Below are 25,166 nucleotides of genomic sequence, written 5' to 3'. Positions count from 1 at the left end.
GTGTAGTAATGAACTTAAGATAAATATTTAAAGCTGAGACATATATGTCTCAGCTTTTTTTATAGTCAGTTATTTTGCAAATTTGTCAGTATTTTGTTATCTTTTAATTAAATAAAATATAAAAACGCTACTAGGGGAGCCAGTTGGCTGAGATGATTAAATTCAGACCCTTACAACCTGATTTGGTTAATACCAACGTAGGAAAGTAGTTTAATCTAAAGTTGGGGTATAAATCCTCGCTATTAATTAACTACGTTTCTGTCGGGAATGTAGTTTTTTTATTTATAGGAGGATTTTTGTGTTATTTTCAGAACAGTTAAAAAAAGAAGCTAAACCAATTATTAATCAAATCTACCACGATCCATTTATACAAGGTATGTTACATGGGAATTTACCGACTGAAGCAACCAAATTCTATTTAAGAGCAGATGCTTCTTATTTAAATGAATTTGCGAATATATACGCACTGTTAATTCCAAAAATGGGGAACTTAAATGATGTTCGATTTTTGGTTGAACAAATTCAATTTATAGTAGATGGTGAAGTGGAAGCACATGAAATTTTAGCAGATTATGTCCAAGAAAGTTATAATGAAATCGTACAAGAGAAAGTTTGGCCACCGAGTGGCGATCATTATATTAAACATATGTATTTCAATGCGTATGCTAAAGAAAATGCTGCTTATACGATTGCTGCAATGGCACCTTGTCCTTATGTTTATCAAGTCATTGCTCAAGAAGCATTAAGGGATAAAGAATTAAATAAAGATTCTATTTTAGCTAAATGGTTTGAATTTTATAGTACTGAAATGGATGAATTAGTTATTGTATTTGATAATTTAATGGATAAATTGACGAAGCATTGTAGTGAAAAAGAAAAAAATGAGATAAAACAATGCTTTTTACAAAGTACAGTACATGAAAGAAACTTTTTTAATATGTCATTTAATGAAGAATCATGGTCATATGGAGGTATGAAAAATGAATAAACCCAATATTGCATTGACAATTGCTGGTACTGATCCAACAGGAGGTGCTGGTGTAATGGCAGATTTGAAATCTTTTCATGCTTGTGGCGTATATGGTATGGCGGCTGTTACAAGCATTGTTGCGCAAAACACTAAAGGTGTACAACATATTCACAATCTTGAGCCACAGTGGTTATCTGAACAACTGGCAAGTGTGTTTGATGACGAATTACCACATGCCATTAAAACTGGTATGATTGCTTCAAAGGAAATGATGCAATTAATTCAAGAATACTTAGTGAAATATCCTGAGATACCATATGTTATTGATCCAGTTATGTTAGCTAAAAGTGGTGATTCATTGATGGATGATGACGCGAAAGCAGATTTACAAAATATATTGTTACCCTATGCAACAGTAGCGACTCCAAACTTACCAGAAGCTGAAGAAATAACTGGATTAAAGATTGATAATGAGGCAGCGATATATAAAGCAGGCAACATATTTATTAATGAAATTGGGAGTAAGGGTGTTGTTATTAAAGGCGGACATGCTGAAGATTTAGAAACTGCTAAAGATTATTTATTTACTAAAGATGAGGTCTATACGTTTGAAGAACCTCGTTATGATACGCAGCATACCCATGGTACAGGTTGTACTTTTTCAGCAGTAATTACAGCTGAACTGGCAAAAGGTAGAACGATTTATGACGCAGTGAAAAAAGCTAAAAAATTTATTTCATTAAGCATTAAATATACGCCAGAAATTGGTCAAGGTAGAGGACCTGTAAATCACTTTGCATATATGAAAAAGGTAGGTCTAGATGATGAATAGTTTAAATAATTTAAGAACGAATAATCCACTCGTTATTTGTTACACAAACGATGTCGTAAAGAACTTTACGGCAAACGGACTTTTAAGTTTGGGTGCAAGCCCAGCAATGAGTCAAGCACCTGAAGAAGCGATAGATATGTTAACACCTGCTAATGCACTGCTCATTAATATTGGTACTTTAACTAAAGATAGAGAGCAGGACATTTTAGAAATTGCTAAAACAGCTAATGAAGTAGGCACGCCAATTGTATTTGATCCAGTTGCTGTCGGTGCATCCCAATATCGCAAGGATTTTTGTAAAACTTTTTTAAATACTGTAGATGTAGCAGTTATAAAAGGGAATGCATCTGAAATTTTAGCGTTGATAAATAATGATGCTAAGATGAAAGGAACGGACAGTGATGATAATTTAAATGCGATAGAAATTGCCAAAGAAGCGCATAAACGATTAAATAGTGCGATAATCATCACTGGCAAAGAGGATGTTGTGATTCAAGACAATCAAATATATCAACTGAATAATGGATCGGCTTTGTTGGCCAAAGTAACGGGTGCAGGCTGTTTATTAGGTGCTGTCATAGCTAGTTTTTTACCGACAGATGAAACAACTTCAATCAGCCAGTTAGTTGAAGCCACTTCAATTTATAATATCGCTGCGGAAAAGGCAGAGCAACTTGCGGAAGACAAAGGTCCTGGTACATTTATGACGTTATTATTAGATGCACTATATCAAGTGACTTATGATGATTATTCAAATCAAAGTGATATACAAGAGGTGCAGTAATGTTTGATAAAAATAATTTGAAACTGTATTTTATTTGTGGCACGCAAGATATTGAAAGTAAGACAACTATTATAGATGTTGTGACTGAAGCACTTGAATCTGGAATAACCATGTTCCAATTTAGAGAAAAAGGTAACGGTGCATTAATTGGAGATGAAAAAGAGGACTTAGCACGGAAATTATTAGCTTTGTGTCATGATTATGCAGTACCATTTATCGTTAATGATGATGTTGCCTTAGCCAATAAGATTGGTGCGGATGGGATTCATGTTGGTCAGGATGATATGGATGTTAAAGTATTTGCTGAACAATTTAAAGGAAAAATTATTGGTTTAAGCATTAGTAATATAGATGAATATAAAACATCTAATTTAGCACATGTGGACTATATTGGCGTTGGGCCAATGTACGCAACGACATCTAAAGATGATGCAAATTTACCAGTAGGGCCAGAAATGATAACGAAATTAAGAGCGCATGTTAATCATTTTCCAATCGTAGCAATCGGTGGTATAAATGTTGAAAATACGAGGGAAGTTATGCAAGCTGGTGCAGACGGTATATCCATTATTTCAGCTATTACAAAGAGTGAAAATATTTCAAATACAATTAGTCAATTCTTACAAAATGTTGAATAAAGTATAAATATTTCTTTTTTTGTTTTCTACTTCCCTTTGAGTATGATAAAATAAATTCTATGTGAATATATCATTAGAGGTGGAAAAATGAAAAAGAAAGCACTACTACCTTTATTATTAGGTGTAATGGTCTTTTTAGCAGGCTGTGACTATTCTAAACCTGAAAATAGAGACGGTTTCTTCTATAATACGTTTTATGTGCCAATGGATAATGTAATACATTGGTTGGGAACTAGTTTTAATAATGACTATGGTTTAGCAATCGTAGTACTTGTGTTAGTAATACGTATCGTATTGTTACCATTCATGTTATCAAACTATAAAAATAGTCATATGATGCGTGAAAAAATGAAAGTTGCAAAACCGGATATTGATGCAATTCAAGAGAAGGTTAAGCGTTCGCGTACACAAGAAGAAAAAATGGCAGCAAACTCAGAAATGATGGAAGTTTATAAAAAATACGATATGAATCCGATGAAGAGCATGTTAGGATGTTTACCAATCCTTATTCAAATGCCAATCATTATGGGACTATTCTTCGTATTGAAATATCCATCAAGCGGTGGATTTACAGAACATCCTTATTTCTTATGGTTTAACCTAGCGAAACCAGACATTTGGATTACAATTATTGCAGGTATCTTATACTTCTTACAAGCATACGTATCAAGTAAGAGTATGCCAGCAGAACAACGTCAAATGGGTTACATGATGATGGTCATTTCACCAATTATGATTGTGTGGATTTCATTCTCATCTGTTTCAGCATTAGGTCTATATTGGTCAGTCAGTGCGGCATTCTTGATTGTACAAACGCAAGTAGCGAATATGTACTACTCTAAACTTGCACAAAGAGAAGTTGCACCGATGATTGAAGCTATGGAGAAAAATAAAGCTGAAGCATCAGGTAAAGGTAAAAATACGCAAGTTGTTTCTAAGAAAAATAAAAAGAAATAATAAGTTAAACTATTTTTAAGAACTAAAAAAGCACAATCTACTCAGTAGGTTGTGCTTTTTTGTATGATTACAATGTTTTATCTAAAAATACCATTCTTCGAAAAATTGATTGATAAAATTTTCCATATATTGATGTCTTTGCGCTGCTAATTGTTTTGCTGTTTCTGTATGCATTAATGACTTTAATTTCAAAAGCTTTTCATAAAAATGTTTGATTGCTGATGGCGACCATTGATCATAATGTGCGTCATCCGTCTCTGTTATATGCTTTGTTGAATGCTCAACCCACATGGGTTCATTAAAATGACCCGCAAATTGGAAAGTGCGTGCAATACCAATCGCTCCTATTGCGTCTAGTCTATCTGCATCACGTACAATTTGTCCTTCAAGTGTTAATGAAACTTCATTATTTTGACCATGTCTATAACTTATATGTTTAATTATATGTAATATATGTTGTTGCTGTTCTTTAGGTAATTGTAAGTCTTTCAAAAAGCTTTTTAACTTAGTTAACGCTTTTTTATGATTGGTTAATTTACTATCTACAGTGTCATGTAATAAACTTGCTAGTTGAATTGTTAACATGTGTTGCGATTGTTCTTGTTCAGCTATATAAGTTGCTAAACGCAATACACGATTAATATGTGCAATATCATGGCCAGTCGCGTCATCTTTATGATATGCACACATGTAATTATATGCACGGTTTAGTATTTCAGTTTCTTTCAAATTAGCTACACCTCTCAGTTTAGTCATATTAAATAAATTCATAAAATAAAAGGTCTAAGCAACAGTAGGGAAATTGTTACGTTAGACCTGATTTTTTATAAAATCGGTGACAATAGTCGTGAAATACCTTCTTTAAATTTAATCCATAAACTTCTTTGTTCATAAATTTCTTTTGTTAATTGATAAGATACATGTAAATCACTTTCAAAAGCGGATCTTAATGCTTTTGAGATGTATGTATCATAGATAAATGCATTAATTTCAAAATTTAATGTGAAACTACGATGATCCATATTAGTTGTACCTACACTTGCTACTTCATCATCTATAACGAGTGTCTTAGAATGTAGGAAGCCATTGTTATAATGGAAGATATTGACACCTGCATCTAAAAGGGAAGCTACATTATTATAAGTCGCCCAATAAACAAAAGGGTGATCAGGCTTGTTTGGAATCATAATATTTACGTCAACACCACCCAGTGCAGCTATTTTGACTGCATCAAGAAATGCTTGATCAGGTATGAAATAGGGCGATTGAATATAAATAGATTTTTTTGCTGAAGCAATCATTTTTAAATAACCGTATTTAATTTGTTCCCAGGTTTCATCGGGACCACTTGAAGCGATTTGCACACCGGTTGTACCACCTGAATCAACATCAGGGAAATAACGTTCAGCATAAGATAAGCGATCACGTGTTGATTGTGAATTCCAATCAAGCATAAAACGTAATTGTAAGGCATTCACAGCATCTCCAACAATTCTTAGATGTGTGTCTCTCCAGTAACCAAATTTTTTCTTAAGACCTAAATACTCATCACCCACATTGAATCCACCTACGTAACCAATATGACCATCGATAACCACGATTTTACGGTGGTTCCGATTATTCATTCTCAGATTAATTAAAGGCAATTTAGAAGGGAAAAATGCTTCAACATGGCCACCTTTTTTTCTAAAGTTCTTAAAATGTTTTAGAGATAAACCCCTAGACCCCATATCGTCGTATAGCATTTTCACTTCAATGCCTTCTTCGAGTTTCTGCTCAAGTGCAGATAGTATCTTTTTCCCGAGATTATCATTTCTAAATATATAATATTGGATATGAATATAGTCTGTTGCATTATTAATATCATTTAGCAGTGCATCAAATTTTTCTTTGCCATCTGTATAGATACTAATTTCATTATCTGTTGTTAAGAACGCAGCATTATTGTATAACAACATTTGTACCATATCTTTAAATTTCACAATTTGATGATTGCCTTTTGAAAAATCATCATTTTTTAAAGCTTCTAATTGCTCATTAACAATCATTTCAATGCCAATTTTATCTTCATCATTTAAGGAAAATATATGGTCCCGCTGAATTTGTCTGCCAATGAATAAGTAAATGATAAATCCTAAAATTGGTATCAGCACAAGTACTAGTAGCCATGCCCAAATTGAACCAGCAGATCTACGTTCCATAAAAATAATTGTAAAAGCAAAGATTAGGTTTAATATAAACGCGCCAATTAATATAATATTAATGATGACGTTCGTGTGATTAAACATAATTGAAAAGATATCTATCATATTAAACCTCCAACAAATAGCACAGTAATTAAATAATGTAAAAGTCTCCACTATTGTAACATGGAGAACATGTTTTATCACTTGACTAATACCTAACAGGGGTATATTATATGATGGGTATAGAATAGGAGGCGTTTGAGAAATGACTGAAATACAAAAAGCGCATCATTCAGAAGAAATAAAAGCAAATTTAAAATCAAGACTTAATAGAATCGAAGGTCAAGTTAAAGCCATAAATCGTATGGTAGAGGAAGATGTGTACTGTGACGATGTGCTTACACAAATAAGAGCTACGCGATCCGCATTAAATAGTGTCGCTACTAAATTATTAGATCATCATATGAAAAGTTGTATTATGGATAAAGTTGAACAGGGTCATGAACAAGAAGCGATGGAAGAACTACTTGTAACTTTTCAAAAATTGATGAAGGATTAAGTAAGGTGAAACATATGCAATCAAAAGTTATTTATATTGCTGAACTTTATAATGAGAAGCAAAAATTACAAATTGAAGAAAGATTAATGAAACTTTATGGTGTGTTTAAAGTTAGTATAGATATAGAAGAAGGCGCAATCTTTGTAGATTTTGAAACGCCTGCAAATTTGAATAATTTAGAAAAAGAAGTGTACGATTTAGGTTATAAAATAATTTATTAATCTATCTAAAGGGTATATATATTGTAGGACTATATAAAATGTAATGAATTAATTCTTTATATATAACATTACAAAGGATAGTTTATAATTAGTGAAATTTCACATTAAAAACTCTGTTTTTTTGAATTAAAATAAAAAAATTGAATATAATGTGGTATTTTACATTTAAATAGGGTAATATGTAATAGAAGCAATAGATTAGGAGTGATGATATGAGTAAGGATAACGAAAAAATTCAAAATGTAGTTAAACTATTATCATCATTAGGGGTAAACATAAAGAAAACCAAATCAAGATTAGAAGTTATGCACACTTTACCAACGACTGTGAAAGCCGCTAACGAATTGAAATAGTCAAGTTACCCAATCAAGTGATTAGAGCCCATTGTTCTGGTCACTTTTTATTTTGCCTTATAATAGTTTATAAAAAAGGTCAAAGCCAATGTATAAGGTACATTAGATAATGATACACATTTAAAAATTAAAATAATTTTTAAGGGTAAGATATTAGTGTAAGTGTAGTATAAACTTTTATAAATGTTTAAAACGCATAGGATATAGATTAATTTGTTTAATTATATAGTATACATATAAAAAGCTGGGACATCGATGTCCCAGCTTTTTTAGTATGACAGGTCATCATACATTATTCTGTTGTACGTAATTGTTGTTTATCACCAGAGTATTGTTTGGGCTGATGATAGTAAATAGATAAAAGTACACCAATACCACACATGAGACTCCATAATGAACTACCGCCATAACTAATAAATGGTAGTGGAATACCAGTGATAGGTAGTAATTGGACAGTCATTCCAATATTTTGTAATACGTGGAATAAAATGAGTGAAGCATATCCAATTATGAATAATTTACTAAAAGGTAATTCAATTTTAGTTGCTAAGCGTACGAGATGGAATATAAAGGCTAAGAAAATTAATATTAGAATTACTGAGCCAATAAAACCAAATTCTTCACCAATAACTGAAAAAATAAAATCGGTATGATTTTCTGGGATGTATACTTCACCGTGATTAAATCCTTTACCAAATAGCTGACCAGAACCGATTGCTTTAAGGGATTCTGTTAAATGGTAACCATCACCACTACTGTACGTATAAGGATCTAACCAAGAATTAATTCTACCTAGTTGATATGTTTTAATTCCCAATGTGTTTTCTATAAGTGAAGGTTTATAAATAATAGACAATATTAAAGTTGAACCTATTACGATACCCGCAATAAAAAGCGGTGCTAATATTTTCCATGAAATACCACTAACAATCATGACACCAGCAATAATAGCGCAAATAACTAGTGTAGTACCAAGGTCATTTTGTAATAAAATTAATCCCATAGGTACAATCGAAATACCTACAATTTTTAGTAATAATTTAAAATCGGTTTCTAATGATTTATTGAACGTGAATTGATTATGTCTAGAAATCAATTTTGCGAGTGCTAGTATCAACACAATCTTCATAAATTCTGAAGGCTGTACACTGATAGGCCCTAGTTTATACCAGCTTTTAGCACCATTAATAATTGGTGTGATTGGTGTTTCAGGGATAATAATTAATATGAACAGTCCAATACATAAGATAAAATATAATAAATATGTATATTTCATGAGCTTTTTAGGTGAAACCAGCATAATGAGTAATGCAATGGCACCGCCCAAAACATAATATAAAATTTGTCTGATGCTAAAGTTAGCGCTATATTGGCCGCCACCCATAGCTGAATTGATAATCGTGACGCTTACGAATGCTAATAATACGAGGATGCCTATTAAAACCCAGTCAATCCGCCGTATCCAATGATTATTTTTTAATTGACGTGAAGTACTCATTTCTTACTCCTTTAAACAGCTAGATTTCTCTATCTTTAGTATTATATATAGATTTTACCGAACTTTAACATATTTTGCTAGAAGTAGGGTGTCGATTTAAAAAATTATAAATATGAAGTTTTATGATATGTCTTTGCGAATGATAAAAGAGAACAAAAAATAAATGCTTTTTATACCACTTAACAAATGCAAAAAAATATTAAATCGTGATATGATGTAGTTTGAGAATTGTATATGGAGGCTAAAAAATGGCTAAAGAAAATGTATGTATCGTATACGGAGGAAAAAGTGCAGAACACGATGTTTCAATATTAACAGCACAAAATGTCTTGAACGCAATTGATAAGGAACAGTATCAAATTGACATTATTTACATAACAAATGATGGTGCTTGGAAAAAGAAAGAAAACATTGTAGATACGATTAACGATATCGACTCATTACGCTTAATAGATGTTGAAGCGGGTGAAATTTCAAAATTATTAAGTCAAGGAAGTACAGGAAATGCATATAGTGCAGTATTTCCATTATTACATGGGCCTAATGGTGAAGATGGCACAATCCAAGGTTTATTTGAAGTTTTAGATATACCGTATGTTGGTAATGGCGTTTTAGCTGCCTCAAGTTCAATGGATAAATTGGTAATGAAGCAACTCTTTGCGCATAGAGGTTTACCACAATTACCCTATGTTAGCTTTTTAAGAAGTGAGTATCACAAATATGAAGGTAACATCTTAAAATTAGTACATGATAAATTAGAATATCCAGTATTTGTAAAACCAGCTAACCTAGGATCTAGTGTAGGTATTAGTAAATGTAATAATGAAGAAGAGCTTAAAAACGGTATAGAAGAAGCTTTCCAATTTGACCGCAAGTTAGTTATCGAACAGGGTATTGAAGCGCGTGAAATTGAAGTTGCTGTATTGGGAAATGACTATCCAGAAACGACATGGCCTGGAGAAGTTATCAAAGAAGTGGCTTTCTATGACTATAAGGCAAAATATAAAGACGGAAAAATAAAATTAGATATTCCAGCTGACTTAGACGAAGAGGTTCAAATGACGTTAAGAAATATGGCTGTTGAAGCTTTTAAAGCAACAGACTGTGCAGGGTTACTACGAGCTGATTTCTTTGTAACAGACGATAATCAAATTTTTATAAATGAAACTAATGCGATGCCTGGATTCACTGCATTTAGCATGTACCCAAGCTTATGGGAAAATATGGGTGTGAGTTACTCTGATTTAATTAAGAAATTAATTGAGTTAGCTAAAGAAAAACATGAAGATAAAAAACAAAATAAATACAAAATTGACTGAGGCGAATAAATTATGATAGAGGTAACGTTAGAACAAATTAAAACATGGATTCCATGTGAAATAGAAAATGAATTTATGGATCATGGTATTAAAGGTGTTTCTATTGATTCACGTGACATTCACAATCAAAATTTATTTATTCCATTTAAAGGCGAACATGTAGATGGCCATAAATATGTAGCACAAGCACTTAAAGATGGTGCAGGTGCTGCATTTTATCAAAAAGGTGAACCGTTAGACGAAAATATTGATGGACCTATTATATGGGTCGATGACACATTAGAAGCTTTACAACATTTAGCAAAAGCATATTTAGAATTTGTCAATCCACAAGTCATTGCAGTTACTGGTTCTAATGGTAAAACAACAACGAAAGATATGATTGAAAGTGTCTTGAAACCACAATTTAAAGTTAAAAAGACGCAAGGAAACTATAATAATGAAATAGGTATGCCATTAACCATTTTACAATTAGATATTGATACTGAAATTTCCATTCTTGAAATGGGCATGTCAGGTTTCCACGAAATTGAATTATTATCTAAATTAGCTCAACCCGATATTGCCATAATCACTAATATTGGTGAGTCTCATATGCAAGATTTAGGGTCAAGAGAAGGTATTGCTAAAGCTAAATCAGAAATTACACTTGGTTTAAAACCAGGAGGCTTATTTATCTATGACGGTGACGAACCATTACTAGAACCGTATGCTAACGAAATACAAAATGCTGATTTAGTAAGTTTTGGTAAAAATTCTGATAATACGCTGGTAAGTACTATTGAAACAATCAAAGATCATGGTATTGCATTCACAATTAATCATGATGAACATTATGAACTTCCTATCTTAGGTGAACATAATATGAAAAATGCTACGATTGCTATTGTAGTAGGTAAGAGATTAAATTTAACATACCAAACTATTTTCAATAATTTGAAAAATGTCGTGCTTACTGGCATGAGAATGGAACAACATCATACAAAAGATGAAATACTTGTCATTAATGATGCTTATAATGCAAGTCCAACGAGTATGAAAGCGGCCATAGACACACTTTCTGGCATGGAAGGTAGAAAAATTATTGTCCTTGGCGATGTATTAGAATTAGGTCCTGATAGTCAAATCATGCATGAAGCTGTAGGACTATATTTTGAAGACAAAGATATTGACGCATTATTTACGCTTGGTAATGAGGCGGCTCACATTAGTCATACTGGTAAAGCTTTCGTTAAAAAGTCTGAAGCTTTTAAAGAAAAAGCAGACCTTATTCGTTCATTAAAAGGTTATGTTCAAGCGAATGACAAAGTATTAGTCAAAGGATCAAGAGGAATGAAATTAGAAGAAGTGGTGGAAGCGTTAATTTAAAACGATTAACTACCATAAATATGGAATCAATATATTATTGAGCTCAAAGAACCCGGGACGTACAATCGTCTTGGGTTCTTTATTATATGAGATAATGACCAAATCAACTGAATAATGCGGTAGACAGTTTTAAATATAAAATGATATTTTATGAAACTAAGTGCTTTTATATTAATCAGTTATTATTTTACTAAGATAAGGTGAATCAAAAATTTCATTTTATTAAAATGTCATGCTTAATTATTATTTTCTTTAAAATTTGCATAGGCTAAAAGATTTGTATGGAAAATAGTTTGGTTTATGAATCATACTTCATAATATCATTTTATAAAAATGCTTAAGTCATAATAATTAAGTGGAATAATTTAATCATTAACAGAATAAATAAATTAACAAATTTTTTTCAGAAAGTAAAAAGTAATATGAAAAAATAAAATTAAACGCTTACAACCTATGTATTTCGGCGTTTATAAGCTGAGAAAACGTGATGATTACGAGAGATTCACTCAATTTATTCTAATTTGGTTTATTGCGATTATGCACTTGAGGTGGTACTATAAAGAAGTTGAAGAAACTTAAGTGAACATATATGTATAGAAATACAGATAAATAAAGGAGAATTATATTGCAAAATTTTAAAGAATTAGGGATCTCAGATAAGATGGCAGAAACCCTACAATCCATGGGGTTCAATGAGGCCACTCCTATTCAAAAAGAGAGTATCCCTCTTGCCTTAGAAGGCAAAGATGTTCTTGGTCAAGCGCAAACAGGTACAGGTAAAACAGGTGCGTTTGGTATTCCATTAATTGAAAAAGTGGCAGACCAAGAAGGTGTACAATCATTAATCCTTGCACCAACAAGAGAGTTAGCAATGCAAGTTGCTGAATCATTAAAAGCATTCGCTAAAGGACAAAATATTCAAGTTGTTACTGTATTTGGTGGTATGCCAATCGACCGTCAAATTAAAGCACTTAAAAAAGGTCCACAAATCGTAGTAGGTACACCAGGTCGTGTAATTGACCATTTAAACCGTCGTACATTAAAAACGAATGATATTCATACGCTTATCCTAGATGAAGCGGATGAAATGATGAATATGGGATTCATTGATGATATGAAATTCATCATGGACAAAATTCCAGCTGAACAACGTCAAACAATGTTGTTCTCAGCTACTATGCCTAAAGCAATTCAAACATTGGTTCAACAATTCATGAAATCACCAGTTATCGTTAAAACGATGAATAATGAAATGTCAGATCCACAAATTGAAGAATATTATACTATCGTAAAAGAATTAGAGAAATTTGATACTTTTACAAGTTTCTTAGATGTACACCAACCAGAATTAGCTATCGTATTCGGACGTACAAAACGTCGTGTTGATGAATTAACAAGCGCGTTAATCTCAAAAGGATACAAAGCTGAAGGATTACATGGTGATATCACTCAAGCTAAACGTTTAGAAGTATTGAAAAAATTCAAAAATGATCAATTAGATATTTTAGTTGCAACAGATGTTGCGGCAAGAGGACTTGATATTTCAGGTGTAAGTCACGTATACAACTTTGATATCCCTCAAGATACTGAAAGTTATACGCACAGAATTGGTCGTACTGGTCGTGCTGGTAAAAAAGGTGTTGCAATCACATTTGTAAATCCAATTGAGATGGATTATATTCGTCAAATTGAACAAGCAAACAAACGCCAAATGACAGCTTTAAGACCGCCTCATCGTAAAGAAGTGTTAAAAGCACGTGAAAACGATATTAAAGGTAAAGTACAAAACTGGATGTCAAGAGACAATGAACCAAGATTACAACGTATTGCTACAGAGTTACTTGGTGAATATAATGATGTGGATTTAATCGCGTCATTATTACAAGAGCTAGTCGAATCAAACGACGAAGTTGATGTTCAATTAACATTTGAAAAACCATTATCTCGCGGTAAAGGTCGTCAAGGTAAAGGTGGACCAAAACGTGGCGGTAACCATAAACGTGGTGGCGGCAAGTTTGATAACAAGAACCGTCGTTCAGGTAAAGGCGGATTCAACAATAAGAAGAAAAATGATAGACCTTCTTCTGACAGAAACAATAACAAGAAATCAATGAAAGGTCGCACGTTTGCAGACCATAAAAAATAAAACGATTTATCATATATGAAATTTAGGTTTAATCACTCCATTTATTTGGGGTGATTTTTTTATGTTAAATGGAGTTTAGATGGGAATGAAAGAATAAAATACTTTAATATTTTAATTGTGTTGATACATATTTTGAAGTGAGGATGAATGCGCACTATACCCTGTGTTATAATGGGGGAAATCTTAATGAAGGAGTGTATTTATGACAAACGACCAGCTCTTTAAAAAAAGTCCAAAAGAAGCTATAAAATATTATTATTTAATAGAAGGACTAGAATTTATAGTGCATTTGATCGTTATGATGGTATTAATATTCTTATGGAGCCATTTTAATTGGTGGCACTTTTTAATTTATATATTCATTTTTCTTATCTTAATAGATATAGTTTATGCTGCATTTGGACCTTGGATTAAGTACCATTATACATATTATCGAATTGGTGAAAATGATATAGAAGTTAAATATGATTTTTTCTTCAAATCACAAAAATTCGTAAAATTAGAACGTATGCAATATATAGAACGTAAATATAATCCAATACTGAAAAGGTTAGGTTTAGCTAAAGCATCATTAGTGACTGCTGGTCATCATGCAACATTCCCATTACTTAGCATTAAAGATGCAGAAACATTTGAAGCGATAAGTCTTGATTATTTGAGAGGAGCTGATTATGATGTATAGTCCTCAAAAATTACATCCAATTTCATATATAACGGGTGTGATCGAAGCAATCAAACAAAATATCGTTTTAATCATTATTTTTCTAGTGTTTAATATTCGTGATTTTGATTTCACTAATATTTATGCTTATATTTTCCCAGGTATTGTAACCATATTATTTCTTTTTTCATTCATAGCTCAGGTTTTAAAAGTATATAACACAAGATATTGGATTGAAAATGACCACTTTGTACTTGCTACAGGTATTTTTACCAAAGAAAGAAAAGAGCTCAATATACGACGTATCCAAACACTTGATACAACGCAAGGCATCATAAATCAAATCGTTGGCGGTGTTAAATTACAGATTAAAACCCCAAGTGATGGAATTGATTTGGATACTGTTTCTAAAAAACAGAGCGAATGGATACAACAAACTTTAAAGGAAAAGCAACATGAACTATCTACTAGCGAAGCACAAGCAGTAGATCCTGTATCTACACAAGAGATCGATGATTCAGAATTGACGAACGATGATATCAATGTAACGACAAATGAAACAAATGCTAAAGATGAAGTTAAGTTTTTATATAAATTGAATTTTAAAGAATTGTTATTTATGGCATTAACGAGTGGAGCCATTGGTGTTGCCTTCGCTGCACTTTCTCCGATAATTGGGGGATTGTCAGACGTTATTCCATGGGATTGGATAACTGATGAGTTCTCACAAATTTCACAAGCAATTTTTGTCATTGTCTTAATGATGGTTGCGACCATTGCCATTGCGAGTTATATCATCGGGACATTAATTGTTATTGTACGCAACTTTAATTACACGGTGACGAAGCATGGTAATCAATTAAATATTAAGTATGGACTATTTAATGTTAAAAATATTACCGTTCCCACAGATAGGGTACAGGCTGTCGTTGAAAAGCAATCATTTCTTAGAAAATTGTTTGGGTATACATCCATTCATTTTGTAATAACAAGTGATATGAATGATATGGATAAAGATGACGTATCCTTAGATGGCAATGTGATGATACTTCCTTTCATTAAGCGTAAAAAAGCATTTGAAATTATTAAAACTTTAATGCCGAATATGACGTTTGAAAAAGCAACAGTAGGTATGCCGTGGAGAGGTTTTCATCGCCATTTTTGGAAACAAGCTTTGTTACTTATCATGGTAGCTGCGGTAATTAATTATTTTTGGGCGGCATGGGCCTTTTTAATTGCAGGAGTTATTATATTAATTTTTATTGTGCGTAGTTACCTTGTGACTAAATTTTCTGGTATGAAATTAGTTGAAGATGAACTTGTAGTACGTAATGTCACTTTATTTGGATTTAAAAATACTTATTTCAAACAAGATAAAATATTAGGACTAGAAGTACGACGTACCCCATTTTTAATTAATAGTGACTTAGGTAATTTTAATTTTATTATTGCAAAAGCTGCTGGTAATGAACATATTGGGTTGAAATTCAATGCATATCAACGAGTTAAATCCTTACAATCATGGTATTTGAGAGGTGAACAAAATGAGTAATTATCAGTATATGCACGCATCTGGTAAAACAGTCATGCGCATAGCAGCGTCAATTGTTACTGTGATATTATGTGTTTTATTAGTAGCGTTTTATTTAGTAAATCATTTGTGGCTCGAGTGGTTTGCACAAGAAACAATGAAATGGATTTTAATTATCGGTGCAGTAATCATATTGCTGTATATTATTGTCGAATTGGTTATTATACCCAAATATCGTTATAAAATATTTAAATATAATCTAGAAGATCACACGATAACGGTTAGAAATGGTTTGTGGTTTGTAAAAGTTGTGAAGATGCCTTTATTCAGAATACAAAACGTTGACACACACGAAGGTATTTTAATGAGAAAATATCAGTTAGCAAGTTTAACATTGTCTACAGCTGGAGGAAATACTGAAATTAAACTGGTCAATAAAGAGGTAGCCGCTAAGTTAAAACAAACTATAAAACAAGTGAATCAAGATAGTGCTATAGAAAACACAAATCATTAAACGAAAGCCATATAACAAGATAGCGTTAGTATAAAGACGTTATATGGGAGGTAGGAGACGGAAATGATACACGGTATAGGTGTCGATTTAATTGAAATAAGTAGAATAAAGAATCTTTATAAACGTCAATCGAAACTGGTTGATCGCATTTTAACAATAAATGAACAACATAAGTTTAATCAATTTAATAATGAACAACGAAAAATGGAATTTTTAGCTGGTCGATTTGCAACGAAAGAAGCGTTTAGTAAAGCTTTAGGTAGTGGTTTAGGAAAAACAGTATCTTTCACGGATATTGATTGTGTTAATGATGAAGATGGTAAGCCTTGCATACATTATGAGGGGTACAAAGTACATGTGAGTATTTCGCATACAGAACACTATGCAATGAGTCAGGTTATTTTAGAGGTTTAAATTAATTTAGGTGATTTCAGTTTATTAAATTTGGATATATTATCTGTATTGTTATAAAATTAAGATAATATATTTATTACACAGGTTATGAACTGATATAGGAGGTACGTGCTTTATGTCTGATAAGTATTATAGATCGACTTACGTCAATGTAGATTTAAATGCAATCGTTGCAAATTTTCAAGTCTTTCAAAAATTACATCCAAATAAGACGGTTATGCCAGTAGTGAAAGCAAATGGTTATGGCCTTGGAAGTATTAAGGTAGCAAGACAGCTCATGGATAATGGTGCTGAGTTTTTTGCTGTAGCAACTTTGGATGAAGCGATTGAATTACGTATGCATGGCATTGATGCTAAGATTTTAGTTTTAGGCGTTATTCCAACGGAGCATATTAATAAAGCGATTCAACATCGTGTTGCAATCACTGTACCATCAAAATCATGGCTAGTAGAAGCCGTGAAAGAAATTCCAGAATCAAATGAAAAAGATTTATGGATACACGTAAAATTAGACACGGGTATGGGTAGATTAGGTATGAAGACAGCAGAAGAATACAAAGAAGTCATAGAGCTTATTAATGGCCATAGCCATTTAATATTTGAAGGTGTATTTACGCATTTCGCATGTGCAGATGAACCTGGCGACTCAATGAACCGCCAACAAACAATGTTTGAAGAAATCGTTGGACAAGCCGATAAACCAGATTATATACATTCACAAAATTCTGCTGGTGCTTTGATGAAAGACACACAATTTTGTAACGCAGTTAGAGTAGGTATTTCCCTATATGGCTATTATCCATCCGCTTATGTTAAATCAAATGTGAAAGTGCATTTAAAACCAAGTGCACAGTGGATAAGTGAAATTGTACAGACGAAATTACTTCATGCAGGTGAATCAGTCAGTTATGGTAGTGTATATACGGCTGACGAAATAACTAAAATTGGTGTCATTCCAGTAGGTTATGCGGATGGTTATCCTAGAATGATGAAAGGTTTCTCAGTGAATGTGAATGGCAAACAATGTGAAGTCATAGGAAAAGTGTGCATGGATCAAACAATTATTAAAATTCCTGATGAGATTCAAGTTGGGGATAAAGTAATCATAATGGATCATCACAGCGATACCCCACAATCAGCCGAAGCGCTGGCGCATCATCAACAAACCATAAATTATGAAGTGTTATGTCGCTTGAGTAGAAGACTACCACGTGTTTACCATAGTTCTAAAGACCTAGAAATTCGCAATGAATTACTAAAATAGTATAGTCACTGTTTGTAAAATTTGTTATCATGTATCTAACAACCAATCTCGAAGATTTATATTATAGTTACATGGAGGTCTTTATTCATGGCAAGTTTCAACCAAAGTAGAATTCATAGTATAGAACAACTTTTAAAAGAAGGCTATTCTCAAATGGCTGATTTGAACCTCTCCCTCGCAGCAGAAGCATTTCCGTTTGAATGTGAAGCTTGTGATTGCAACGAAGTATATATTAGCTCCAAGAATAATAATGAATGATGAGACGTGGTGACGTTTATTTAGCTGATTTATCACCAGTCCAGGGGTCTGAACAAGGGGGAATAAGACCTGTCGTAATTATACAAAACGATACTGGTAATAAATATAGTCCTACCGTAATTGTAGCCGCAATTACTGGTAGGATAAATAAAGCTAAAATACCTACACATGTAGAAATAGAAAAAAGTAAATATAAATTAGATAAAGATTCTGTTATATTGCTAGAGCAGATTAGAACTTTAGATAAAAATAGGCTGAAAGAAAAATTAACTTATCTTTCTGATAAAAAAATGAAAGAAGTTAATAATGCCATTGATATTAGTTTAGGATTACATACTATTAGGAGTCACAAATCCTGATTTTCAAAGGTTTAGCTAATAAGTTAATAAAATAGTGAATTATAGACATTGATTCTCTATAACATGCAATAATCATTTATTAATGAATTAATCAATTTTAACCAAGATTGCTTTTAATAAATGGTTGTGACCTTTGAATAAGATGTCTAATTTAAAAGCTTTAGGGTTTCCTAAAGCTTTTTTAAGTATCTAAAGTACATTTAATAAAAGATGCATGAATATTTAACAATTAAAGTTGTTTTATTCAATGGAGCGATTGACATACATACAGAACATTTGAATATGTTGCATTCAATGTATGCGATTTATATTTGCATTTTGAGGAGGAATTACTGCGTGAAAGAATTCAAAAATCAATATAAAGCGCTAATTGATGAAAGCTTACACACGATTGATACAAGCGATTTAATAAAGAAGTGTGAAGGTTTTACTGAAGAAGTTATAAAAAAAGATATTTTGCCCGAAGATATCGTTCAAATACATAAAGATTATATAAAAGGTCAAAATTTAAGTGAAGCACAAATTTTGAAAACCTTTAATGTGTTAAAAGAAATTGTTAAAGGATTTGGTTATAGTTATAGAGACTATAAACAATTAGTGGACAGATTACAGTATCACGATAAAGAAATAGATTTAGCTTCACGTCTGCAGCAAACCATGTTAAAAACAGATATACCTCAATTTGATAGTATACAAATCGGTGTCATTTCAGTTGCAGCGCAAAAAGTAAGCGGTGATTATTTTAACTTAATTGATCATAAAGATGGCACGATGAGTTTCGCTGTTGCGGATGTCATTGGCAAAGGTATCCCAGCTGCATTAGCTATGAGTATGATTAAATTTGGAATGGATTCATATGGTCATTCACAATTACCAAGTGATGGTTTAAAACGACTGAACCGAGTTGTTGAAAAAAATGTGAATCAAAATATGTTCGTAACAATGTTTTATGGCTTATATGAAGAATTAAATCATTTATTATATTGTAGTTCTGCAGGCCATGAACCAGGTTATATTTATCGAGCTGAAACAGAAACATTTGAGGAAATGGGAGTTCGAGGAAGAGTACTTGGTGTGAGTCAACAAACACGTTATAAGCAACAAGAAATACCTATTTATTTAGATGATTTAGTTATTATTTTTACAGATGGCGTAACTGAAGTCAGAAATGAAGCGGGCGACTTTTTAGACAAACAACATTTATTAGATATGATTCATAAATATAAACATATGCACCCTCAAGATATTGTGCAATTATTATATGAAGCCATATTAAAAATACAAAACCCAGATAAAAGAGATGATTTAACGATATTAATCATTAAAAGAGTAAATTAGTTTTTAGTGTTTAGATTTAAAATTTAAATTTAAGGGTATAAAAGTTATTAATGAGACTATAATTAGGAGTGTAATGTTATGAAGCTTAATATTGAGACTGTAACTCATGATTCACATTATGAGGTGAAAGTTGGCGGTGAACTGGATGTATATACAGTTCCTGAATTAGAAGAAGTCTTAGTTCCAATGAGACAAGAGGGAACACACGATATCTATGTGAATTTAGAAAATGTGAGTTACATGGATTCAACAGGATTAGGTTTATTTGTAGGTACATTAAAAGCATTAAACCAAAACGATAAAGAATTATATATATTAGGTGTTTCAGATCGAATAAGTCGTCTTTTTGATATAACTGGATTAAAAGATTTGATGCATGTTAATGAAGGAACGGAGGTCGAATAACATGCAATTTAAACAAGATTATATAGAAATGCGTTTACCAGCATCCGCAGAATATGTAAGTTTAATTCGTTTGACATTATCCGGCGTATTTTCAAGAGCAGGTGCGTCATATGATGATATAGAAGATGCTAAAATTGCTGTCAGCGAAGCAGTGACTAATGCAGTGAAACACGCTTATAAAGATGATTACAATCAAGTGGGGATGATTAATCTTTGCTTCGAAATCTTCGATGATAAAATTAAAATTATTATTTCTGATCAAGGTGATAGTTTCGATTATGAAGAAACAAAAGCAAAATTAGGACCATATAAAGAAAATGAAAACATAGACTTCCTTAGAGAAGGCGGTTTGGGTCTGTTTTTAATTGAATCTTTAATGGATGAGGTTACAGTTGATAAACAATCAGGTGTGACAATCAGTATGATAAAGTATATTAAAAAAGAGCAGGTGCGAAATAATGGCGAGAGAGTCGAAATCAGTTAATGATGTATCACCTGAACAAATAAACCAATGGATTATGCAGCATCAAAACAATGAAAATACAGATGCACAAGATCAACTTGTAAGACATTATAGAAAGTTAATCGAATCCTTGGCATATAAATATTCTAAAGGTCAATCTCATCACGAAGACCTCGTTCAGGTTGGTATGGTTGGTTTAATCGGTGCAATCAATCGATTTGACTTGTCCTTTGATAGAAAGTTTGAAGCCTTTTTAGTACCAACTGTGATTGGTGAGATTAAACGCTATTTGCGTGATAAAACATGGAGTGTTCATGTACCTAGAAGAATCAAAGAAATTGGACCACGAATTAAGAAAGTTACAGATGAATTAACAAATGAACTCGAACGTTCACCTTCTATTACTGAAATTGCAGATCGATTAGAAGTGAATGAAGAAGATGTGCTTGAAGCAATGGAAATGGGTCAAAGCTACAATGCGTTGAGCGTAGATCATTCTATTGAAGCAGATAAAGACGGTTCGACTGTAACTTTACTAGATATCATGGGTCAACAAGATGATAATTATGATTTAACAGAAAAAAGGATGATATTGGAAAAAATACTTCCAATACTTTCAGAACGAGAAAGACAAATTATTCAATGTACTTTTATTGAAGGTTTAAGCCAAAAAGAAACAGGAGAACGAATTGGCTTAAGTCAAATGCATGTATCAAGATTGCAGAGAACAGCGATTAAGAAATTACAGGAAGCAGCAAATAAATAAATTGAATATATAGACAAGGCAGATTTCGAATTTTATGGAATCTGCTTTTTTAATTGTATTGATGATTCTGAGAGAGTCATGTGATACAGATATGTTAAAATGTATTTATTAACAAAATAATATTACATAATGATAAGCGGAGGATTTCATGGATAGTAATTTAATTCAATCAATCAGAGATAAATATAGCTTCACAACCAAGCAAATTAATGCTGTTTTATCTTTATTAGAAGATAAAAATACAGTACCCTTTATAGCTCGTTATAGAAAAGAGCAAACAGGTGGTTTGGATGAAGTAGAAATTAAACAAATTGATGATGAATATCAATATATGGTAAATCTACAGAAGAGAAAAGAAGAAGTTATTAATAATATCGAAGAACAAGGCTTATTAACTTCGGATTTGAAAAGTGATATTTTAAAACAAACAAAATTACAAAGAGTAGAAGATTTATACAGACCGTTCAAACAGAAAAAGAAAACAAGAGCAACTGAGGCAAAACGAAAAGGATTAGAGCCATTTGCGCAATGGTTACAACAAACAAATATAGACACATCTGTTGAAACGAAAGCACAACAATTTATTAACGATGAAGTCACAAGTGTAGAAGATGCAATCAAAGGCGCTCAAGATATCATTGCAGAAATTGTTTCAGATAAACCTATATATAGAAGTAAAATACTTAAAGATACATTTCAACAGGGCAATATTATAACGCAAAAGAAAAAGCATGCAGAAGATGAGAAAGAAATTTTTTCTATGTATTATGATTATACCGAACCGATTAAAAAAATCGCCAATCATCGAGTGCTTGCAGTTAATCGTGGTGAAAAAGAAAAGGTTTTATCAGTTAAAATAGAAATGGATATACAAGGGATAGAAAATTTTATTAGAAGCAAAGAAATATCATCTGAACATAATGGTACCTATGTCATTATAGATGCTATTAAAGATAGTTTGAAAAGATTAATCATGCCATCGATCGAAAGAGAAATAAGAAGTGATTTAACTGAAAAAGCTGAAAATCATGCAATCGATGTATTTAGTGAAAATTTGAGAAACTTGTTATTACAACCACCTATGAAAGGAAAGCAAATACTTGGTATTGATCCCGCTTTTAGAACAGGTTGTAAACTTACAGTCATTAATCCATTTGGTACATTTGTAGCTAAAGGAGTCATGTATCCTCATCCTCCAGTAAATAAAAAAGAAGATGCTGAAAAAATATTTGTGGACTTCGTTAAAACATATGATGTCGAATTAATAGCTATCGGTAATGGTACAGCGAGCCGTGAAACTGAACAATTTGTTGCTTCAATGATACAAGAACACCAATTAAACGTTCAATTTATCATTGTTAATGAAGCGGGGGCATCTGTATACTCTGCATCGGAAGTGGCAAGAAATGAATTCCCAGATTTTCAAGTTGAGGAGCGTAGTGCTGTTTCGATAGGTAGAAGAGTACAAGATCCATTGAGTGAATTAGTGAAAATAGATCCAAAATCTATCGGCGTTGGTCAATATCAACATGATGTTAACCAAAAGTCATTAGAAGGTGCATTGTCATTTGTTGTTGAAACTGCGGTTAACCAAGTGGGGGTTGATGTGAATACTGCTTCACGTTCATTACTACAATATGTATCAGGTTTAACGCCCACAATTGCACAAAATATTATAGATTATAGAGAAGAGAATGGTGCTATAACGCATAATAAAGAAATTGCTAAAGTTAAAAGATTAGGTGCGAAAACATTTGAACAAAGTATTGGATTTATGAGAATCGTAGGTGGTAAAGAACCCTTAGACAATACTTCGATTCATCCAGAAAGTTATAATGTAGCAAATCAATTATTAACTGAAATTGAAATGACTACACATGATTTAGGAACGGAAAAACTTAAACTTGCCTTGAACAAAATTGATATTGTGGCAATGGCAGAAAAGTTAAATATTGGTCAACCGACACTTGAAGATATTATTAACTCATTGATTGCACCTAATAGAGATCCAAGAGATGAATTCGAAACTCCTATTTTAAAATCTGATGTACTATCTATTGAAGACTTAACTAAAAACATGAAACTTAGTGGGACTGTAAGGAACGTGGTTGATTTTGGTGCATTTGTAGATATTGGGGTAAAACAAGATGGACTCGTACACGTATCAAAGCTTGCTAAGAAGTTTGTTAAAAACCCAATGGATATTGTAAGTGTTGGTGATATTGTAGATGTATGGATATTAGATATTGATGATAAAAAAGGTAAAGTATCATTAACAATGATTGATCCAAATGGATAACAGTGCATTACAAAAATTAACAGAGACAATCTCGTTAAAGTATTTTAAAATGCCATTTAAACATAAAGCATATTTCAATAAGCGTTTAAGAACGACTGGTGGTCGCTATTTATTAAGTTCACACAATATAGAAGTGAATGAAAAGCAATTTGCTAAGTTTGGTGAATCAGCTATCATTGATATTATTAAGCACGAATTATGTCATTATCATTTGCACTTACAGAAGAAAGGATACCAACATAAAGATAAAGATTTTAAACGTCTGTGCCAACAAACAGGTGCACCTAGATTTTGTTCTGCAATTGAAAAATATGAAGATCGAGTTAATTATATATATCAATGTCAAAAATGTGTGTCTAGATTTCCAAGAATAAGAAAAGTCGATACAAATAAAATGGTTTGTGGAAAATGTAATGGAAAACTGAAAGAATTAAACAACTAATATACTTATAAATAATGAACGCCTATCGATAATTTAGTCGATAGGCGTTCATTATTTATATATAGAATGTATTTTATGGAAGATTTTTAGCAATGATTAAGGAAAAAATAGAGTATTTTGTGTGTACTTTCACCAAATTAGAAAGTTTAATTAATTAATCTTGTTAATTTACTCTTTTTAGTTTTGTTTATTCATTGACGATGAGCGAAATATATTATATGATATTAAACGTTGCGAAATTAATAGCAACTTTGGTTAAGGAAACATTAATTTTGTTAAATACAATTTAAAAAGTTGTTGACAAATGATTAAGAATATATTACAATATTATTTGTTACTTAATGAACGAGAAACAAATTAACCGTTTTGCTAAGCGGCCGTGGCGGAACGGCAGACGCGCTAGGTTGAGGGCCTAGTGGGAGTATTCCCGTGGAGGTTCAAATCCTCTCGGCCGCATCAAATACCTTTAATGAATAAATATGCGGGTGTAGTTTAATGGCAAAACCTCAGCCTTCCAAGCTGATGTTGTGGGTTCGATTCCCATCACCCGCTCCAATAGAAATTTAAATGAACATTGAAAACTGAATTGCAATATGTCAACGTTAATTCCGAACACAACAT

The 25,166-nt window shown here is 32.2% G+C and carries 27 protein-coding genes, 2 tRNA genes and 1 riboswitch; of the genes, 26 read left to right on the top strand and 3 right to left on the bottom strand.

Translation table 11 applies throughout. The features are described from left to right. The first annotated feature begins 122 nt into the window (after positions 1-122). A riboswitch (TPP riboswitch) is annotated at positions 123-221 on the top strand. Positions 222-298: 77 nt separating this feature from the next. From tenA to yidC, 5 genes are all read left to right on the top strand, one after another. After that, positions 299-988 (top strand): thiaminase II, encoded by a 690-nt coding sequence (tenA, locus tag L987_RS04215; RefSeq protein ID WP_047503194.1) that lies wholly within the window; start codon positions 299-301, stop codon positions 986-988. Next, positions 981-1,802 (top strand): bifunctional hydroxymethylpyrimidine kinase/phosphomethylpyrimidine kinase, encoded by an 822-nt coding sequence (gene thiD, locus L987_RS04210; protein ID WP_047503192.1) that lies wholly within the window; start codon positions 981-983, stop codon positions 1,800-1,802. The genes tenA and thiD overlap by 8 nt, the downstream gene beginning before the upstream one ends. Continuing rightward, a complete protein-coding gene (gene thiM / locus L987_RS04205) occupies positions 1,795-2,586 on the top strand; it encodes a hydroxyethylthiazole kinase (protein WP_047503196.1) in 792 nt (263 codons plus the stop codon). Before thiD ends, thiM begins: the two co-directional genes overlap by 8 nt. After that, positions 2,586-3,224, top strand: a complete 639-nt coding sequence (thiE, locus tag L987_RS04200; protein ID WP_011302689.1) for a thiamine phosphate synthase — start codon at positions 2,586-2,588, stop codon at positions 3,222-3,224. Before thiM ends, thiE begins: the two co-directional genes overlap by 1 nt. 87 nt (positions 3,225-3,311) lie before the next feature. Continuing rightward, complete coding sequence (gene yidC, locus L987_RS04195) at positions 3,312-4,181, top strand: membrane protein insertase YidC (protein ID WP_011302690.1); 870 nt, start codon at positions 3,312-3,314, stop codon at positions 4,179-4,181. Positions 4,182-4,262: 81 nt separating this feature from the next. Here yidC and L987_RS04190 read toward each other — a convergent pair whose 3' ends face one another. Both L987_RS04190 and cls read right to left on the bottom strand, forming a co-directional pair. After that, positions 4,263-4,937, bottom strand: a complete 675-nt coding sequence (locus tag L987_RS04190) for an HD domain-containing protein (RefSeq protein WP_052190953.1) — start codon at positions 4,935-4,937, stop codon at positions 4,263-4,265. Between the two features lie 68 nt (positions 4,938-5,005). Next, the gene (gene cls, locus L987_RS04185; protein WP_011302692.1) at positions 5,006-6,490 is read right to left on the bottom strand and encodes a cardiolipin synthase; all 1,485 of its coding nucleotides are present in this window, start codon (positions 6,488-6,490) and stop codon (positions 5,006-5,008) included. Positions 6,491-6,632: 142 nt separating this feature from the next. On the opposite strand from cls, the gene csoR reads away from it, so the two are divergent. From csoR to L987_RS13675, 3 genes are all read left to right on the top strand, one after another. Beyond that, positions 6,633-6,926, top strand: coding sequence for a copper-sensing transcriptional repressor CsoR (gene csoR / locus L987_RS04180; RefSeq protein WP_002482740.1), 294 nt, complete (start codon positions 6,633-6,635; stop codon positions 6,924-6,926). Between the two features lie 14 nt (positions 6,927-6,940). Beyond that, positions 6,941-7,147, top strand: a complete 207-nt coding sequence (gene csoZ, locus L987_RS04175; protein WP_002482741.1) for a putative copper chaperone CsoZ — start codon at positions 6,941-6,943, stop codon at positions 7,145-7,147. Between the two features lie 212 nt (positions 7,148-7,359). Further along, a complete protein-coding gene (locus L987_RS13675) occupies positions 7,360-7,500 on the top strand; it encodes an Lmo0850 family protein (protein ID WP_002482742.1) in 141 nt (46 codons plus the stop codon). Between the two features lie 292 nt (positions 7,501-7,792). Here L987_RS13675 and L987_RS04170 read toward each other — a convergent pair whose 3' ends face one another. Next, complete coding sequence (locus L987_RS04170) at positions 7,793-8,998, bottom strand: FtsW/RodA/SpoVE family cell cycle protein (RefSeq protein ID WP_011302694.1); 1,206 nt, start codon at positions 8,996-8,998, stop codon at positions 7,793-7,795. A 248-nt stretch (positions 8,999-9,246) separates the two neighbouring features. Here L987_RS04170 and L987_RS04165 point away from each other — a divergent pair, with 248 nt between their 5' ends. The 18 genes from L987_RS04165 (at position 9,247) to L987_RS04080 (ending at position 25,100) form a co-directional block, all read left to right on the top strand. Further along, positions 9,247-10,317, top strand: a complete 1,071-nt coding sequence (locus L987_RS04165) for a D-alanine--D-alanine ligase (RefSeq protein WP_011302695.1) — start codon at positions 9,247-9,249, stop codon at positions 10,315-10,317. Positions 10,318-10,329: 12 nt separating this feature from the next. Next, a complete protein-coding gene (locus L987_RS04160; protein ID WP_047503189.1) occupies positions 10,330-11,685 on the top strand; it encodes a UDP-N-acetylmuramoyl-tripeptide--D-alanyl-D-alanine ligase in 1,356 nt (451 codons plus the stop codon). Positions 11,686-12,310: 625 nt separating this feature from the next. Beyond that, positions 12,311-13,831 carry a degradosome RNA helicase CshA gene (gene cshA / locus L987_RS04155; protein WP_011302697.1) on the top strand — a complete coding sequence of 507 codons (1,521 nt, stop codon included), beginning with the start codon at positions 12,311-12,313 and terminating at the stop codon, positions 13,829-13,831. A 202-nt stretch (positions 13,832-14,033) separates the two neighbouring features. Continuing rightward, complete coding sequence (locus tag L987_RS04150) at positions 14,034-14,513, top strand: PH domain-containing protein (protein ID WP_011302698.1); 480 nt, start codon at positions 14,034-14,036, stop codon at positions 14,511-14,513. Further along, positions 14,506-16,044 carry a PH domain-containing protein gene (locus L987_RS04145; protein WP_047503187.1) on the top strand — a complete coding sequence of 513 codons (1,539 nt, stop codon included), beginning with the start codon at positions 14,506-14,508 and terminating at the stop codon, positions 16,042-16,044. The genes L987_RS04150 and L987_RS04145 overlap by 8 nt, the downstream gene beginning before the upstream one ends. Next, the gene (locus tag L987_RS04140; RefSeq protein WP_047503185.1) at positions 16,037-16,537 is read left to right on the top strand and encodes a PH domain-containing protein; all 501 of its coding nucleotides are present in this window, start codon (positions 16,037-16,039) and stop codon (positions 16,535-16,537) included. The genes L987_RS04145 and L987_RS04140 overlap by 8 nt, the downstream gene beginning before the upstream one ends. Before the next feature lie 63 nt (positions 16,538-16,600). Continuing rightward, positions 16,601-16,951 carry a holo-ACP synthase gene (gene acpS, locus L987_RS04135; RefSeq protein WP_002482750.1) on the top strand — a complete coding sequence of 117 codons (351 nt, stop codon included), beginning with the start codon at positions 16,601-16,603 and terminating at the stop codon, positions 16,949-16,951. A gap of 115 nt (positions 16,952-17,066) precedes the next feature. Next, a complete protein-coding gene (alr, locus tag L987_RS04130; RefSeq protein ID WP_047503183.1) occupies positions 17,067-18,215 on the top strand; it encodes an alanine racemase in 1,149 nt (382 codons plus the stop codon). A gap of 87 nt (positions 18,216-18,302) precedes the next feature. Next, on the top strand, positions 18,303-18,473 hold the full coding sequence (gene mazE, locus L987_RS04125; RefSeq protein ID WP_037538046.1) for a type II toxin-antitoxin system antitoxin MazE: 171 nt from the start codon (positions 18,303-18,305) through the stop codon (positions 18,471-18,473). Continuing rightward, positions 18,470-18,832 (top strand): type II toxin-antitoxin system PemK/MazF family toxin, encoded by a 363-nt coding sequence (locus L987_RS04120; RefSeq protein WP_002482752.1) that lies wholly within the window; start codon positions 18,470-18,472, stop codon positions 18,830-18,832. The genes mazE and L987_RS04120 overlap by 4 nt, the downstream gene beginning before the upstream one ends. Before the next feature lie 294 nt (positions 18,833-19,126). Further along, entirely contained in the window at positions 19,127-20,170 is a 1,044-nt protein-coding gene (locus L987_RS04115; RefSeq protein WP_206170445.1) for a SpoIIE family protein phosphatase, read from the top strand. Between the two features lie 78 nt (positions 20,171-20,248). Beyond that, entirely contained in the window at positions 20,249-20,575 is a 327-nt protein-coding gene (locus L987_RS04110) for an anti-sigma factor antagonist (protein ID WP_011302705.1), read from the top strand. Between the two features lies 1 nt (position 20,576). Next, positions 20,577-21,059: an anti-sigma B factor RsbW gene (gene rsbW / locus L987_RS04105; protein WP_002482755.1), complete on the top strand. Its 483-nt coding sequence runs from the start codon at positions 20,577-20,579 to the stop codon at positions 21,057-21,059. Next, entirely contained in the window at positions 21,034-21,804 is a 771-nt protein-coding gene (gene sigB / locus L987_RS04100; protein WP_002482756.1) for an RNA polymerase sigma factor SigB, read from the top strand. Before rsbW ends, sigB begins: the two co-directional genes overlap by 26 nt. 148 nt (positions 21,805-21,952) lie before the next feature. Further along, positions 21,953-24,103 (top strand): Tex family protein, encoded by a 2,151-nt coding sequence (locus L987_RS04095; protein ID WP_047503178.1) that lies wholly within the window; start codon positions 21,953-21,955, stop codon positions 24,101-24,103. After that, a complete protein-coding gene (locus L987_RS04090; RefSeq protein ID WP_047503176.1) occupies positions 24,096-24,545 on the top strand; it encodes a SprT family protein in 450 nt (149 codons plus the stop codon). Before L987_RS04095 ends, L987_RS04090 begins: the two co-directional genes overlap by 8 nt. Before the next feature lie 373 nt (positions 24,546-24,918). After that, positions 24,919-25,001, top strand: a tRNA-Leu gene (locus L987_RS04085). A 25-nt stretch (positions 25,002-25,026) separates the two neighbouring features. After that, positions 25,027-25,100, top strand: a tRNA-Gly gene (locus L987_RS04080). Positions 25,101-25,166: the final 66 nt, after the last annotated feature.

It is taken from the genome of Staphylococcus sp. ZWU0021 (assembly GCF_000798895.1).
In the GTDB taxonomy this organism is placed as follows: Bacteria; Bacillota; Bacilli; order Staphylococcales; family Staphylococcaceae; genus Staphylococcus; species Staphylococcus saprophyticus.
The sequence above is the reverse complement of the archived record's forward strand: the minus strand, read 5'-3'. Positions and strand labels throughout refer to the sequence as shown.

Bases quoted from the DNA above. Each gene is read 5' to 3' on its own strand.
- thiD (WP_047503192.1), top strand. From the start codon at position 981: ATGAATAAACCCAATATTGCATTGACAATTGCTGGTACTGATCCAACA.
- thiM (WP_047503196.1), top strand. From the start codon at position 1,795: ATGAATAGTTTAAATAATTTAAGAACGAATAATCCACTCGTTATTTGT.
- thiE (WP_011302689.1), top strand. From the start codon at position 2,586: ATGTTTGATAAAAATAATTTGAAACTGTATTTTATTTGTGGCACGCAA.
- yidC (WP_011302690.1), top strand. From the start codon at position 3,312: ATGAAAAAGAAAGCACTACTACCTTTATTATTAGGTGTAATGGTCTTT.
- L987_RS04190 (WP_052190953.1), bottom strand. From the start codon at position 4,937: ATGACTAAACTGAGAGGTGTAGCTAATTTGAAAGAAACTGAAATACTA.
- cls (WP_011302692.1), bottom strand. From the start codon at position 6,490: ATGATAGATATCTTTTCAATTATGTTTAATCACACGAACGTCATCATT.
- csoR (WP_002482740.1), top strand. From the start codon at position 6,633: ATGACTGAAATACAAAAAGCGCATCATTCAGAAGAAATAAAAGCAAAT.
- csoZ (WP_002482741.1), top strand. From the start codon at position 6,941: ATGCAATCAAAAGTTATTTATATTGCTGAACTTTATAATGAGAAGCAA.
- L987_RS13675 (WP_002482742.1), top strand. From the start codon at position 7,360: ATGAGTAAGGATAACGAAAAAATTCAAAATGTAGTTAAACTATTATCA.
- L987_RS04170 (WP_011302694.1), bottom strand. From the start codon at position 8,998: ATGAGTACTTCACGTCAATTAAAAAATAATCATTGGATACGGCGGATT.
- L987_RS04165 (WP_011302695.1), top strand. From the start codon at position 9,247: ATGGCTAAAGAAAATGTATGTATCGTATACGGAGGAAAAAGTGCAGAA.
- L987_RS04160 (WP_047503189.1), top strand. From the start codon at position 10,330: ATGATAGAGGTAACGTTAGAACAAATTAAAACATGGATTCCATGTGAA.
- L987_RS04150 (WP_011302698.1), top strand. From the start codon at position 14,034: ATGACAAACGACCAGCTCTTTAAAAAAAGTCCAAAAGAAGCTATAAAA.
- L987_RS04145 (WP_047503187.1), top strand. From the start codon at position 14,506: ATGTATAGTCCTCAAAAATTACATCCAATTTCATATATAACGGGTGTG.
- L987_RS04140 (WP_047503185.1), top strand. From the start codon at position 16,037: ATGAGTAATTATCAGTATATGCACGCATCTGGTAAAACAGTCATGCGC.
- acpS (WP_002482750.1), top strand. From the start codon at position 16,601: ATGATACACGGTATAGGTGTCGATTTAATTGAAATAAGTAGAATAAAG.
- alr (WP_047503183.1), top strand. From the start codon at position 17,067: ATGTCTGATAAGTATTATAGATCGACTTACGTCAATGTAGATTTAAAT.
- mazE (WP_037538046.1), top strand. From the start codon at position 18,303: ATGGCAAGTTTCAACCAAAGTAGAATTCATAGTATAGAACAACTTTTA.
- L987_RS04120 (WP_002482752.1), top strand. From the start codon at position 18,470: ATGATGAGACGTGGTGACGTTTATTTAGCTGATTTATCACCAGTCCAG.
- L987_RS04115 (WP_206170445.1), top strand. From the start codon at position 19,127: ATGTATGCGATTTATATTTGCATTTTGAGGAGGAATTACTGCGTGAAA.
- L987_RS04110 (WP_011302705.1), top strand. From the start codon at position 20,249: ATGAAGCTTAATATTGAGACTGTAACTCATGATTCACATTATGAGGTG.
- rsbW (WP_002482755.1), top strand. From the start codon at position 20,577: ATGCAATTTAAACAAGATTATATAGAAATGCGTTTACCAGCATCCGCA.
- sigB (WP_002482756.1), top strand. From the start codon at position 21,034: ATGGCGAGAGAGTCGAAATCAGTTAATGATGTATCACCTGAACAAATA.
- L987_RS04095 (WP_047503178.1), top strand. From the start codon at position 21,953: ATGGATAGTAATTTAATTCAATCAATCAGAGATAAATATAGCTTCACA.
- L987_RS04090 (WP_047503176.1), top strand. From the start codon at position 24,096: ATGGATAACAGTGCATTACAAAAATTAACAGAGACAATCTCGTTAAAG.